The 12,314-nt window shown below is 74.9% G+C and carries 13 protein-coding genes and 2 pseudogenes; 4 read left to right on the top strand and 11 right to left on the bottom strand.

The window, feature by feature from the left end:
- Nucleotides 1-262 (top strand): annotated as a pseudogene (locus AE652_RS22270) (MerR family transcriptional regulator); the annotation flags it as partial.
- A 63-nt stretch (nt 263-325) separates the two neighbouring features.
- On the opposite strand, the gene AE652_RS22265 reads toward AE652_RS22270, so the two are convergent.
- The 10 genes from AE652_RS22265 to AE652_RS22220 form a co-directional block, all read right to left on the bottom strand.
- Complete coding sequence (locus AE652_RS22265) at nt 326-775, bottom strand: hypothetical protein (RefSeq protein ID WP_049654244.1); 450 nt, start codon at nt 773-775, stop codon at nt 326-328.
- 173 nt (nt 776-948) lie between these two features.
- Nucleotides 949-1,284 (bottom strand): sulfurtransferase TusA family protein, encoded by a 336-nt coding sequence (locus AE652_RS22260; RefSeq protein WP_049654242.1) that lies wholly within the window; start codon nt 1,282-1,284, stop codon nt 949-951.
- A complete protein-coding gene (locus AE652_RS22255) occupies nt 1,281-1,967 on the bottom strand; it encodes a class I SAM-dependent methyltransferase (RefSeq protein WP_049654241.1) in 687 nt (228 codons plus the stop codon). The genes AE652_RS22260 and AE652_RS22255 overlap by 4 nt, the downstream gene beginning before the upstream one ends.
- A gap of 150 nt (nt 1,968-2,117) precedes the next feature.
- Entirely contained in the window at nt 2,118-2,657 is a 540-nt protein-coding gene (locus tag AE652_RS22250) for a MarR family winged helix-turn-helix transcriptional regulator (RefSeq protein WP_082345894.1), read from the bottom strand.
- Between the two features lie 78 nt (nt 2,658-2,735).
- Nucleotides 2,736-3,092, bottom strand: a complete 357-nt coding sequence (locus AE652_RS22245; RefSeq protein WP_049654238.1) for a DUF6204 family protein — start codon at nt 3,090-3,092, stop codon at nt 2,736-2,738.
- A gap of 155 nt (nt 3,093-3,247) precedes the next feature.
- Entirely contained in the window at nt 3,248-4,177 is a 930-nt protein-coding gene (locus tag AE652_RS22240; RefSeq protein WP_049654237.1) for an aminoglycoside phosphotransferase family protein, read from the bottom strand.
- A gap of 88 nt (nt 4,178-4,265) precedes the next feature.
- A complete protein-coding gene (locus AE652_RS22235; protein WP_063780229.1) occupies nt 4,266-5,501 on the bottom strand; it encodes a serine hydrolase in 1,236 nt (411 codons plus the stop codon).
- A 331-nt stretch (nt 5,502-5,832) separates the two neighbouring features.
- Entirely contained in the window at nt 5,833-6,522 is a 690-nt protein-coding gene (locus AE652_RS22230) for an alpha/beta hydrolase (protein ID WP_049654234.1), read from the bottom strand.
- Between the two features lie 32 nt (nt 6,523-6,554).
- A complete protein-coding gene (locus AE652_RS22225; protein WP_049654232.1) occupies nt 6,555-6,884 on the bottom strand; it encodes a hypothetical protein in 330 nt (109 codons plus the stop codon).
- A gap of 323 nt (nt 6,885-7,207) precedes the next feature.
- The gene (locus tag AE652_RS22220) at nt 7,208-8,005 is read right to left on the bottom strand and encodes a hypothetical protein (RefSeq protein WP_049654230.1); all 798 of its coding nucleotides are present in this window, start codon (nt 8,003-8,005) and stop codon (nt 7,208-7,210) included.
- A gap of 151 nt (nt 8,006-8,156) precedes the next feature.
- Between AE652_RS22220 and AE652_RS22215 the strand changes: the two genes are divergently transcribed.
- Together AE652_RS22215 and AE652_RS22210 are read left to right on the top strand one after the other, a co-directional pair.
- On the top strand, nt 8,157-8,765 hold the full coding sequence (locus AE652_RS22215) for a TetR/AcrR family transcriptional regulator (RefSeq protein WP_049654229.1): 609 nt from the start codon (nt 8,157-8,159) through the stop codon (nt 8,763-8,765).
- A 41-nt stretch (nt 8,766-8,806) separates the two neighbouring features.
- On the top strand, nt 8,807-10,306 hold the full coding sequence (locus AE652_RS22210; protein WP_082345893.1) for a carotenoid oxygenase family protein: 1,500 nt from the start codon (nt 8,807-8,809) through the stop codon (nt 10,304-10,306).
- A 178-nt stretch (nt 10,307-10,484) separates the two neighbouring features.
- Here the strand turns inward: AE652_RS22210 and AE652_RS22205 are convergent, their stop codons facing one another.
- On the bottom strand, nt 10,485-11,261 hold the full coding sequence (locus tag AE652_RS22205; RefSeq protein WP_049654249.1) for a bifunctional 2-polyprenyl-6-hydroxyphenol methylase/3-demethylubiquinol 3-O-methyltransferase UbiG: 777 nt from the start codon (nt 11,259-11,261) through the stop codon (nt 10,485-10,487).
- Nucleotides 11,262-11,479: 218 nt separating this feature from the next.
- On the opposite strand from AE652_RS22205, the pseudogene AE652_RS22200 reads away from it, so the two are divergent.
- Nucleotides 11,480-12,314, top strand: a pseudogene (locus tag AE652_RS22200) (PQQ-binding-like beta-propeller repeat protein); the annotation flags it as partial.

The following is a 12,314-nucleotide window of genomic DNA, read 5'->3' as shown; positions in this document are numbered from 1 at the left end:
GGCGGTCGCGGCCGGGGTGGAGCCCGGGTCGGCGGAGGCGGCGGCGGTTGTCGCGGTGCTGGTGGAGCGGTACGGGCGGTGCTGCGCGGGGGCGGTGCCGGGGGAAGCCGGGGCGGTGCGCGACCGGTTGGCGGAGCGGCTGGGGGCGATGGCCGATCCGCGGCGGGAGCGGTACCTGGAGCTGCTGGCGGTGGTCAACGGTTGGGCCGCGCCGGAGAGTTGGGCGGCCGAGGTGGACTGGGCGGTGCGCGCGGTGGCGTGAGTCGGGGCTGCTCGGCGGCGAGGTGACGAGGTGGTGGGGCCGTGGGGCGGTGGGCCTGTACGGCTACCGGCGGGTGGGGCCGGAGAAGGTGGTGAGGAAGGCGTGGGCCTGGGCACGGAGGTGGTCGACCGGCGGGTCCTCGCAGATCACCTCCAGGCCGAGTCCGGTCGCCCGGCCCAGGTCGTAGTAGGACTGGTAGGCGAGGTACGGGCGGTGGTCGTCGGTGGGGTCGAGGCCGACGGCGAAGGTCGCGAAGTGGGGCTGCGGCCCGCCCGGGGCGGGGGCCGGCCCGCTGCGGGAGAGCTGCCACTCGAACTCGTACGGCTCGGGTTCGGCGGGCAGGTCCAGCAGGGCCTGGGCGAGCCGGCGGACCTCGTCCGGGTTCGCGAAGGGGATCGACTCCGACGAGGAGGGGGCCGAGGCGAGCAGTTCCCAGGCGTCGCCGTTGTGGCCGACGGTCAGGGCCCACTCGCCGCTCGGGTCCTGCCAGCGGCAGCTGATGATCGGGTCCACGGCGGTCAACCTCCCTGTGGCGCTGGATCGTTCGTACCTCATCATGGTGGCACACCGGTCGCTGCGGGGGCCTCGGCCGCGAGCCGTCCTCGGGCCCGTTGCCAGGCTTCCTGGAGCGTGCGGCAGCCGTGGCCCGCTCCGGGTGCGCCCTGCGGGGCGGGTCGGTCAGCCGGTCAGTCGGTGACGGGGGCCGGGTGCCAGGGGCGGTCGGGGCGCGTCTGGACCGGGGCGGAGGTGAGGCGCAGCGCGTACACCTCGCGGTCGGTGGCCTCGTACGGGACCTGGCCGAGGTACTCGTGGCCGGTCAGGTGGCACCAGGCGGGGAGGTCGAGCGGGGCGGCGGGGTCGGTGGTGTGGATGTGGACCACCGCGCCGGCGGGGAGGTGCGCGATCCGGGCGCGCAGCCGGAGCAGGAGCTGGACGCAGAGCAGGCCGGTGCCGTCGATGGTGAGGTCGGGGGCGTTCGGGGCGTCGGGGGCGGCGTCGGGGGCGGTTTCGGGGGCGGTCATCGGGGCGTCTCCTGGGTGATGCGCCAGAGGCGGCGGGGCAGTTCGCCCTCCTCGAAGGGGTGGACGTCGGTCAGGTGCCAGCCTTCGGCGAGCCTGTCCACCAGCTCGCGGGGGAAGAAGTGGACGGCGAAGCCGCCGTGCTCCCAGATGTCGTCCCCGTGGCCGGTGCCGGCGCCGTAGTGGGCGTCGCCGGTGTGGCGGACGGTGTGGACGAGGGTGCCGCCCGGGCGCAGGACCCGGCGGACCTCGGCGACGAGCGCCTCGATCTCCCCGGTGGAGAGCGCCATGCAGAGCAGCATGTGGGCGAAGACCGCGTCGACGGAGGCGTCGGGGAGGGGCAGCGGGTCGCGGACGTCGTGGGTGAGGACCGAGAGCCGGTCGGCCAGGCCCTGGTCCGCCGCGGTGGCGCGCAGCTGCTCCAGGCCGGTCGGGCTGAAGTCGGCGGCCAGCACGCGGAAACCCGCCCGGGCGAAGTGCAGTGCGTCGCGTCCGTGACCGGCGCCGAGTTCCAGCACCTCCCGGGCCCCGGCGGCGGCGAACACTCCGGCGGCGTACTCGGCGGGGGCGGAGGGCCGCTCGCCGTACATCCCCGGGTTGGCGGTGTAGGTCTGCTGCCAGTGCGCGCGTTGGGCGTCCGCGAGGGCGCGCTCCGGGCCGGGCCCGGTGTCGGGGGTGTCGGTCATGGTGCGGCCCTTCGCGGGGGTGGGGGTGGTGCGGGTGGTGCCAGATGGCGCAGAGGTGCCTGTGGTGCGGGGCCAGCCTAGGACGTGGGCTCGGGCGGAGGGTGTGGCGGGGTACGGAAGGTCGTGCGCGGGGGCGGTGAGGCGGGCGGATCAGCCGAGGTGCCGGCCCGGGGCGGTGCCGCCGAGGCGGGTGAGCAGGGTGGACAGCCGGCCGAGGTCCTCGGCGCTCCACTGCTCCGCCGCGAAGTGCTCGGCGGCGACCTTGCGGGCGGTGTACAGCATCTCGGCGAGCCGCTCGCGGCCGGTCGGGGTGAGGGCGGCGTAGGTGACCCGGGCGTCGCGGGCGGCGGCCTCGCGGGCGACCAGGCCGATCCGCTCCAGCGGTGCGAGGCCGCGGGTCACGCCGGAGGCGGTGAGCCCGAGGGCCTCGGCGAGGTCGACCCGGCGCATCCGGCCGCCGGGGGCCTGGGAGAGGTGGAGCAGCATGGTGAAGTCGGCCAGGCTGACGCCGTGCAGGCGGCTGAGGCCCGCGTCGAAGCGCTTGACCACGGCGGTCTGGGCGCGGACCAGCCGCAGGGCGGTGTCCAGGGGGTCGGGGTTCGGGCCCGTTGCGACCGGTGCGGTCGCGGCCCGGTCCACCTGGTCCGGCTGCTGCTGGTCTGAACGCTGATGGTCTGGACGCTCTGTCATTGCCACCTCCTTGACTGCTCAAGTATAGCGCTAGGGCGAGCCGTCAAGGAGGTGGCGGAGGGGGAGGGGAGGGGTGGGTCAGTGCGCGGTGTTGGCGGCGCGGCGCTGACGCTTGCCGAGCGGGGCCTGGGAGAGGTCCTCGGCCTGGGAGCGGAGGTTCTTGTAGCCGTAGCCGCGTTCGGTGAGCCAGTCCCGCGCCGACTGCTCGGCCCGCTCGGTGGCCTCCAGGATGTCCTCCTCGGCCTCGCCCTCGTCGAGGAAGCGGAAGGTGAAGGCGGCCCGGGCGGAGACGTCGTAGCTGAGGTGGCCCTCGCGGGTGAAGGCGGCGCGCAGCACGTCGTGCTCGGGGGCAGCGGCGAGCAGTTCGGCACGCTGGTCGGCGGTGAGGCCGTCGAAGACGCCGCGCACCATGATGCGGAAGGTTCGAGTGGTCATCCCCCGACCATAGGCAGTGCGGGCCGCCGACCGCCAACGTGATTCCTGGGCCGGGCGCTTCTCGGTGACGGTCGGTGGTCGCGGGCCTCCTTGGGTGCCCGTAGGCGGTCGTCGGGTGGTCGCCGGTGGTGGTGGGCGATGGTGGTGGGCGCCGGTCAGGCGGGGGTGAGTGCTTCGGCGAGCTCGTCCGCGTACCGGGTGAGCCGGTCGAGCCCGGGGCCTCCTCGGGCGCGCCGGAAGCCGTGCCGCCGACCGTGGAAGGCGGCCTGGACGGCGTGGAGTTGGGTCCAGCGGCGGAGGCGTTCGCGGTCCAGCTCGGCGGCCTCGGCGAAGACGTCGAGCGCGCGGAGGAGTGCGCGCTGCCGGTCCGGCGCGTCGAGCAGCGTCAGGGCATGGACCTTGAGCAGGGTGCCGCCGTCGTAGGCGCGGTCTCCCACGTAGCCCTTGGGGCCCACGGCCAACCAGGGTTCGCGCTCCGCCCGCAGGATGTTGCGGGGGTGGAGGTCCCCGTGGACGAGCACGTCCGGCTGGGTGCGGGCGAGTTCGCGGACGGTCGCGAGGGCGGCGCCGACCGTGCGGGCCGGCAGGGGGCGGGAGAGGGAGGCCGCGTCGGCGCGCAGGCCGGCCTCCCATTCCGCGGCCTGCTCGCTCAGCCGGGGCAGGCCCGGGGGCGCCGGGACGGCGAGCCGCCGGCTGAGCCGCCCGGCGACCGTCGGCACCTCGTCGGTGTCCCGGGCCTCCGCGAGCGTGGTCGGGCTCGCCCGTTCGAGCAGCATCGCGAAGCGCTCGTCGTCCCGTTCGTAGAGCCGGACGGCGCCCCGGCCCGCCCACACCGCGAAGGCGTCCGGCTCGTGCACGTTGCCGGGGTGGGGGAACGAGACCTTCAGTACGGCCACGCGCTCGGCCGCCTGCCGGACCGGGAGGATCAGGCCGACCCCGCCGTGGGTGGCGGCGCCGTCCGGCACGCAGCCCCAGCGTTCCAGCAGCTCGGCGGCGAGGCCGGGGAGTTCGGCGATCCAGGCCGCGCCGGGGGCTCCCTCACGGTCGATGGTGGTGCGGGCGAGCCCGCCGGGGATGCTGATCATCTGCTTCCTTTCGACGGTGGGGGGAGGGCGCTGGTGTGGTTTGCCGGTCCGGTCCGGTCGGGTCCGGTCCGGTCCGGTCCGGTCGGGCTCAGGGGGCAAAGGGGCCGAAGGTCGTGGCGGCGAGGCGGAGCGCCGGTGCCGGGGTGCCGCTCCCGGCGCCGACGGAGTAGACCAGCCGCCTGCGCAGGTCCGGGGTGGTGAAGAAGCCGTCGGAGTACCCGAGGTCGTGCCCGGTCTTGCCCCAGAGCACCGTGCCGTCCTGCAGCGGGACGGCCATCAGTCCGGCGCTGTAGCAGGCCCGACCCTTGTCCGGACCGAACAGGCACTCGCCCGCTCCGCGTACGGGCACCAGCCGGCCGGAGGCGTCGCGCGGCAGGGTGAGCAGGTCGTGCAGCTGCTGCGGCGGCAGGAGTTCGCCGTCGAGCAGGGCGCGCAGGAACCTGTCCAGGTCGGCCGGGGTGGACACCATCGACTCCGGGTTGCCGCCCTGTTCGGAGACGTCCGTCGGGGTGTCGGCGCTGTCGGGGACGTAGCCGGCCAGGTGGGGCTCCGGCATCGCGGGCCTGCCCTCCGTCACCTCGGTGTGCCGCAGGCCGAGCGGCTTCAGGATGCGGGCCGTCACCTCCTCCCTGATCGTGTGCCCCGTCACCTGCTCGATGATCCGGCCCGCCACCCGGTAGTTGAAGTTGTTGTACTCCTGCTCGCCGCCCGGATCGAAGGCCGGGCCGGCCTCGGGCAGGCCGCGCTCCGGGTGGGGCCGGAGCGTCCGCTGGACGACCAGGTCGAGCGTCTCGATCGCGAAGCGGTTGGCGATCAGGCCGTCGCGCTTCTCCAGCTCGGTGCCCTCGAGTTCCGGGCCCTCGACGGCCTGCGGAAGTCCGCTGGTGTGGTCGAGGAGTTGACGGACGGTGATCGGCAGCGTGAAGCTCGCGGGCAGCGTGCCGGGCAGGTACTGCTGGACGGTGCCGTCCAGGGAGATCCGCTGCTCGGCGGCGAGTTGGAGCAGCACCGCGGCGACGAAGGTCTTGTTGATGCTGCCGATCCGGAACGCCGCGTCCGGCGCCACCGGCCGCCCGCTCACCGGATCGTCGGCGCTGCCGCGCCAGACCAGGCCGTCGGCCGTCACCCGGGCGACCGCGCCCGCCACCGGGTCGCCCGGCCGGGCGGCGATCGCGGCGTCGAGGGCAGCCGGATCGAGGACAGCCGGACCGAGAGCGGCCGGAGCAGGCGTGGCGGCGAAGGCGGGTGCGGTGGATGCGGACGCCGCCGCGAGGAGCAGGGCGGCGAGGCCCCGCGCGAGGGTGGCGGGTTTGCTGACGGCCATGTGCCCTCCGAAGCGGGTGGGACGGCTGTGGGGCGGAGCGATCCGCCCTGGAGAACACGCGGCTGACGGTCATTCAGTTGCACACGACCGGTGCGAAGGCGGAGAGTGCGGGCACGGAACACGGTGGGGACTCCCTTCCGCGGCGGCCCGGGTGGCCACTGTCGCGATGCCCCCAAGAGTGATCGCCGGAAGCCCCTTCGCGCATGTGCCGTTCGGCAGGAATCCGGCGGGAAAGCGGCCGGGCCTCCCCTGCCGATCGGCAGGGGAGGCCCGGGGTGCGGACGCGGACCACACGGGACGCGGGACGCGACAGCGGTTGGGGGAGCGCCGGTTACACCCGCGCCGGCAGCCGGGTGCAGACCGCTCCCGCCACCAGCGGAGCGGGCTCGGCGCCCAGGACGCCGAGGGTGAAGGCGGTGGTCAGCGCGCTGATGTCGCGGGACTCGCGGAGCAGCAGGTGGTTGGCGCCCGGGGCCTCGTACCGCGCGAGATCCGGGACGACCCGCCGGGCGCGCAGCGCGTACTCCAGGGACTGGGTGGCACTGGCCGAGCTGTGGTCCCCGGTGCCGTGGACGATCAGCACCCGCCGCCCGGCCAGCTGGTCGACCGGGTCGCCGCTGGGCAGCCACGGCGCGATCCCGGCCACGCCGACCACCGACGGGTGCCCGGCGCACCAGAAGGCGGCGCGCCCGCCCAGCGAGTTGCCGATCAGCACGACGGGTGCGCCCGGGTAGAGCCGGGCCAGCTCGTCGAGCGCCCAGCGGGTGTCGACGGCGGTGTCGGCGTCCGCGTCGTTCCAGCCGCCGTGGCGGTAGCGCAGCAGGTGCACCGCGAGGCCGTGCGGCCGGCCGCGGTCGGTGAGCTCGGTGGCCAGGTCCCGCAGGCCCAGCTCGGCGACCCGCATCGGTGCGCGCCGACTGCGGAGGAACCCGCCCGGCAGCAGCAGGGCGACGCCGGTGACCGGCTCCTCGCCCCGTCGTGGGGTCAGCTCTGCGGTGCGCGGACGCTGCGCTCGGAACACGCGAATTCCCTCCTGATGTGTACAGGCGGATTCTACGGTTCCGAGGAGGGGTCGCGGTGCGCGAGCAGGGACCACAGGAGCCAGCCGGAGACCCGGGTGCGCTCCACCATGACCTTCGCCCAGCGGGCGCCGAGCGGTGAGGTCCAGGTGTCCACGACCTCGACCCGGTCACCCGAACGGGCGAGTCCGATGACGGTCTCCTCGCCGAAGTGGTCGACCCGGACGTTGGCGGCGTTGGCCGACACCTCCCACCAGCCCGCACCGGGCTCGGGCGGCAGGTCGGTGCCCGCCGTGACGGCCGTCGGGATCAGCAGGATGCCCAGCGCGACCACGGTGGCCGCCGCACGGCCGATCACGGCCACGGGGACCTCCGTGCGGTGGTCCGCGCGGTGCCGCGTACGGGCAGCGGTGAGGGCGTCGGGATCAGGGGAGGCATGTACAGCAGAACGAGCCGACCGGGCGTGCGCGTACAGTCCGGCGCCGAGGTTGACCCGGTCGGCGCAGCACGACGTGCGGACCCGGTGCCGCCGGTGCCCCGGCGGATGCCCGACGCATGTCAACTGTCCGGCCGTAGCGCGGGGTTGGCGCGCCCTGGCGGACGGCCGTCGAGTCGGCCGGCGGCGGCACGGGGTGCGGGCAGGGCCGGTCGGGCGAGGCGGTCACACGGGGCGGTCACAGGGGGTGGTCACTCCGGGCGCTGCTCCGCCAGGAGCTTCGCCCGGGTCTCCCGGACGAACGCCGCGACGACGTCCGCGTCGGTGAGCACGCGGGTGACGACCCGTCCGCCCCGGCCCGGTCCGGTGCGCTCCGTGATCCGCAGCTCGCGCGTGTCCTCGGCGCTGATGTCCTGGAGGTCGCTCCACGGCAGCGGGGCCGTGGGGTGGTCGTCGTCGGGGTCGAGGAGGAGCCCCGCGGGCAGCACGGCGAGCACCGTCCCGAACAGGACGTGCCCCTCCTCCTCGAACCGCTCGTGCAGCGGCGCGGTGTAGCGCGGCAGCAGGCCCGCGCGGATGGCCTCGGCCAGCCCCGGTTCGTAGCGGCCCGCCAGTTTCGAGACCACGAAGGGGGTTTCGCGGCCGCGCGCCAGGATGAGGACGCGGCCGAAGTGCTCGACGCTCAGGTTGCCGCGGAACTCCATCCGGGAGGGTATGTACTCGTAGCTCTCGATGGCGTCCCAGGGGAGGGCGCGGAAGTCGCCGCCGGCGTGGTGGAGGACGAGGCCGCCCTGGTAGCGCGCCACGGCGACCAGCCCGGAGCGCGGCGGGACCTTCTTGTAGGCCACGGCGGCCGCTGCCACGGCGGCGACCGCGAGGACGGCGCCCCACCAGGTCCAGCCGGAGGCGGCGAGGACGAGGATGCCGGGCAGTCCCAGGCCCCACTTGCCCACGCCGTCGCCGATCCGGCGGCTCGTCCGGTACAGCCGCCGCCGTTCGCCCAGGCCCGCCTCGGCCGCGACCTCGTCGCAGCGGGTGGCACCACTCATCGCTGACTCCCCTCGGCTGTGGAGCGCGCCAGTCTAGTCAGGGCGGTCGGACAGCCGGTCGGGGCGGCCGGGCGGTCGGGCCGGGTGGGTGGTGAAATTCTTTGCCCGCAAAGGCTGGTAACACTGTTTCCGATCGGTTACGTTGTTACCCATGAGCACGCCCTACCAGGACGCGCAGCGGGTCGGCCAGGATGCCGTACGCGCCGTGATCCTCGACCGCGCCATCTCCCTCCTCGTCGCCGAAGGCCCCGCCGCGCTGACCGTGCGCCGGATCGCTGCCGAGATCGGCTCCTCGACCAAGGTGCTGTACACGATGTTCGGTGGGAAGGAGGGGTTGCTCGACGCGCTGTACCGGGAGGGCTTCGCACGGCTGCGCCGGGCGCAGGATCAAGTCCCGCGCGGGAGCGACCCGTTGGAGTACCTGACCGAGCTCGGCCGCGCCTACCGGGAGCGGGCGGTCGCCGAACCCGCCTACTACCGCGTGATGTTCGAGCAGCCGGTGCCCGGATTCCGGCCCAGCGCCGAGGCGTTGGCCCTGGCCGACGGCGCGTTCGGCGCCTCGGTGGCCGCCGTCGAGGCCTGCATGGCGGCCGGGGTCTTCCGGCCCGGCGACGCCCTGGAGGTCTCCAACCTCTTCTGGGCGGCCACCCACGGCGCGGTGAGCCTGGAGCTCGCCGGCCACTTCGCGTCGGCCGAGGCCGGGGCGCGCTACGAGGCGCTGATGGCCGCACTGGGGCGGGCGTTCGGCGCCGGTTCGTGAACGAGTCCGGACACCCCATCACCTGACGAGAGGCCGAGACGATGAGCCCAGGCGACCCGATCCGCAACGGCGCGATCAGAAACAGCAACAGCAACAGCAACAGCAACAGCAACAGCAACAACGGTACGAGGCGCAGCCGCTACGTCTCCGGGAACTTCGCCCCGGTGGCCGAGGAGGTCACGGCCTACGACCTGCCCGTCACCGGCCGGATCCCCGCCCACCTCGACGGCCGCTACCTGCGCAACGGCCCCAACCCGCTGGGCATCGACGACCCGGGCGCACACCTGTGGACCCTCGGCGCGGGCATGGTGCACGGCGTGCGGATCCGGGACGGGCGCGCCGAGTGGTACCGCAACCGCTGGGTCCGCTCCGGCGCGGTCACCGACCGGCTCGGTGAGCCCCGGCGCGGCACGCCCGTCGACGAGCGGATGGACATCTCCCCCAACGTGCAGGTCGCGGGCCTCGCCGGGCGCACCTACGCGCTGCTCGAAGGCGGCATCCGCCCGTACGAACTCACCTACGAGCTGGACACGGTGGGGCCGTGCGGGCTGGGCGCCACGCCGGAGGGGTACAGCGCCAACGCCCACTCGGTCGTCGACCCGCACACCGGGGAACTGCACTCGCTGGCCTTCCTGTACGGCTCCGAGCAGGTGCAGCACATCGTGATGGACGCGGCCGGCACCGTCCGGCGCAGCACGCTGATCGAGGTGCCCGGGAACCCGTACATGCACGACTTCGCGCTCACCGAGCGGTTCGTGCTGCTGTACGACACCCAGGTGGTGTTCAGCCCGGCGCACCTGGCCACCGGGGTGCCCTTCACCTGGGACGAGCGGCGCGCCGCCCGGGTCGGGGTGATGCCGCGCGAGGGCGGCGCGGTGCGGTGGTTCGAGCTCGCGCCGCACCTGGTCGGGCACACCCTCAACGCGTACGAGCGGACGGCGGACGAGCTGGTGGTCGACGTCGTGCGGCACCCGCCGGGCATGGACCTGCGGAACATCGGCGCGAGCCGCCCCACGCTCGACCGCTGGACGGTCGACCTGGCGGCGGGGACGGTCCGGGAAGAGCGGCTGGACGACCGGGTGCAGGAGTTCCCGCGCCTCAACCCGCGGCACACCGGCCGCCCTTACCGCTACGGCTACGCGGCCGCCGTCGAGCTCTACGCGCCGCCGACCGGCCCCGGGGACGACCGCCCGGACGAGGGCTTCAGCAACGCCCTGCTCAAGCACGACCTGAGCCGGGGGACCGTCGAGGCCCACGAGTTCGGGCGCGACGGGGCGGTGGGCGAGGCGGTGTTCGTCGCCGCCGAGTCGCCGACGGCGGAGGACGACGGGTACCTGATGGCGTACGTCCACGACCCGGACCGGGGAGCGGCGGACCTGGTGGTCCTCGCCGCCCAGGACTTCACCGGCGAGCCCCTGGCCCGTATCCACCTGCCGGTGCGGGTGCCCCTGGGCCTGCACGGCAACTGGGTGCCGGGCGGGGACAGGGTGCCGGGCGGGGACCGGACCGCAGGCAGGGGCGGGGACACGGGCTGGAGCTGAGGGGCCAAAATGTGCCCGCCGCGAGCACGGGCGGGATCGCGCCCGGCGGCACCGCGGGGGAGGGCGTCGGCGTAGGGGACGGGGGTCTCGACGGCGGCGAGGGCGGTGCGGGTGGAGAGGGTGGGGAGGGCGGCGAGGGGGAGGCCCTGGGAGCCGGGGCGGAGCCACCCCGGCGGGGTCATCGGGGCCGGGTGGCGCGGAGGGAGTAGGTCTGCGGGGCGGGGGCGCCGGCGGGGACGCGGAAGTGGGCGTGGGCGTGCTCGTGGAGGAAGTCCAGGCGCAGGCCCGCGCCCGCCAGGGCGGTGACGACCTCGCCGAGGCCGTGCTGCCACTGGACGGTGACGGTGGAGTCGAGCCGGGCGTCCGGGTCGGCGTAGGTGCCGGGGTAGTCGACGACGATCGGGGTGCGCTCGAAGTAGTCCTCCGCGAAGCCGCGCCCGTCGTCGGCGAGGACGTCGGCCACCGGGTGGTACTCGGCGAGGTAGAGGAAGCCGCCGGGGGTGATGAGCGAGGCGACCGTCCGGGCCCAGCGGGTGAGGTCGGGGAGCCAGCAGAGCGCGCCGAAGCCGGTGTAGACGATGTCGTACGTCCGGCCGTCGAGTGCCTCGGCGGCGGCGTAGACGTCGGAGGTGACGAAGCGGGCGTCGGCGGCGCCGATCCGGGCGGCGAGGTCGGTGGCGGCCGCGACGGCCGGGGCGGAGAAGTCGAGCCCGGTGACGACGGCGCCGCGGCGGGCCCAGGAGAGGGTGTCGAGCCCGAGGTGGCACTGGAGGTGGAGCAGGGTGCGGCCGGTGACGTCGCCGACCTCGGCGGGCTCGTAGTCCTGGAGGGTGTCACGGCCCGCGACGAAGCCGGGCAGGTCGTAGAAGGGGCCGGCTTCGTGGACGGGGACGCGCTCGTCCCAGTTCGCGCGGTTGGCGGTGCGCCAGTCGGGGGTGGTGGATGGCGTGGTCATGCCGGGCAACGCTAGTCAGCGGCCCAGGGGCGGGCAATCGATTTCCGCGCCCGGCGCGCGCCGTGGACAGCAGGTGCCACCGGCGCCCCGGGCCCGGTATGTGCGGGTCATGGCCGGGGTTTTCCCTGCTCTTTGTTCCGGATCATGGCGCGCTCTGCGACGATCCGATGATCGTCGCCCCGACGCGGTGGGCGGCGCGTCGCAGGGGAGAGACCGGCATGGCCGTTCGGCCCGAGGACAGTGTCGTCCGGGCGAAGTGGGGAGTGTGGTCCGCCTGGGACCGGGAGACCTGGATGGTGGTCTCCGGCGGGGTGCTGGGGGCGCTGTTCGCGAGCATGGGGCTGGCGGTGCTGTTCGGCCCGGCGAACGGGTTCGGCGGCGACAGCCTCGCGTACATGGGGATCATCAGCATCCTGGGGCTGATGCCCTGCGGTGCGGGCTTCGTCTGGGCGCTGATCCACCCGAGGGCCGGGTTCCCGTCGGCCGCCGTCGGGGCGGTACTGGGGCTCGGGATCTTCGTCGGCTTCGCCGGGGACGGCCTCAACGACTCCTGGAAGGCGCCGCTGGACCGGCCGTCGACGATCCGCGCGGTGGGCAGCTGGACCAGCGGGGACCTGGTGGTCCGGGCCCGGCCGGACCTGGTGGTGGCGTACCGCCGGACGACCGGGGCCGTCGCCTGGCACTGGGCCCCGCCCGGGGAGGACACGGTGTGCGCGATGAGCCGGACGACCGGGCCTGACGGCACGGGCCGCGGCGGCGCCCTCGGCCTGATCGGCCACGCGCCGCACGACAAGCCGTGCGCCGCCGTCACCGCGCTCGACCTCTCCGACGGCAGGGAGGGCTGGACCGCCGCCGTGGACGCGCCCGCCCGGGACGGGGACGACGCGACTCCGGACGTGGTCGCGGTGGCCGGGCAGCAGGCCCTCCTCCAGGAGAAGGCCGGCTGGCGCGCCGTACGGCTGGCCGACGGCCGGGACGTCTGGCGCGGCGCGGCCGACCCGGGCTGCACCCCGCTGCAGGTCGCGGGCGGGCCCGGGGACGCCGTCACGGTCG

The organism is Kitasatospora sp. MY 5-36, assembly GCF_001182915.1.
GTDB lineage: Bacteria > Actinomycetota > Actinomycetes > Streptomycetales > Streptomycetaceae > Kitasatospora.
This window is presented reverse-complemented; position numbering and strand designations above follow the sequence as displayed.

Excerpts from the sequence above, each read along its gene's own strand:
- AE652_RS22250 (WP_082345894.1), bottom strand. The coding sequence starts at position 2,657 with ATGACAGAGCGTCCAGACCATCAGCGTTCAGACCAGCAGCAGCCGGAC.
- AE652_RS22235 (WP_063780229.1), bottom strand. The coding sequence starts at position 5,501 with ATGGCCGTCAGCAAACCCGCCACCCTCGCGCGGGGCCTCGCCGCCCTG.
- AE652_RS22245 (WP_049654238.1), bottom strand. The coding sequence starts at position 3,092 with ATGACCACTCGAACCTTCCGCATCATGGTGCGCGGCGTCTTCGACGGC.
- AE652_RS22210 (WP_082345893.1), top strand. The coding sequence starts at position 8,807 with ATGAGCCCAGGCGACCCGATCCGCAACGGCGCGATCAGAAACAGCAAC.
- AE652_RS22260 (WP_049654242.1), bottom strand. The coding sequence starts at position 1,284 with ATGACCGCCCCCGAAACCGCCCCCGACGCCGCCCCCGACGCCCCGAAC.
- AE652_RS22255 (WP_049654241.1), bottom strand. The coding sequence starts at position 1,967 with ATGACCGACACCCCCGACACCGGGCCCGGCCCGGAGCGCGCCCTCGCG.
- AE652_RS22240 (WP_049654237.1), bottom strand. The coding sequence starts at position 4,177 with ATGATCAGCATCCCCGGCGGGCTCGCCCGCACCACCATCGACCGTGAG.
- AE652_RS22215 (WP_049654229.1), top strand. The coding sequence starts at position 8,157 with ATGAGCACGCCCTACCAGGACGCGCAGCGGGTCGGCCAGGATGCCGTA.
- AE652_RS22205 (WP_049654249.1), bottom strand. The coding sequence starts at position 11,261 with ATGACCACGCCATCCACCACCCCCGACTGGCGCACCGCCAACCGCGCG.
- AE652_RS22220 (WP_049654230.1), bottom strand. The coding sequence starts at position 8,005 with ATGAGTGGTGCCACCCGCTGCGACGAGGTCGCGGCCGAGGCGGGCCTG.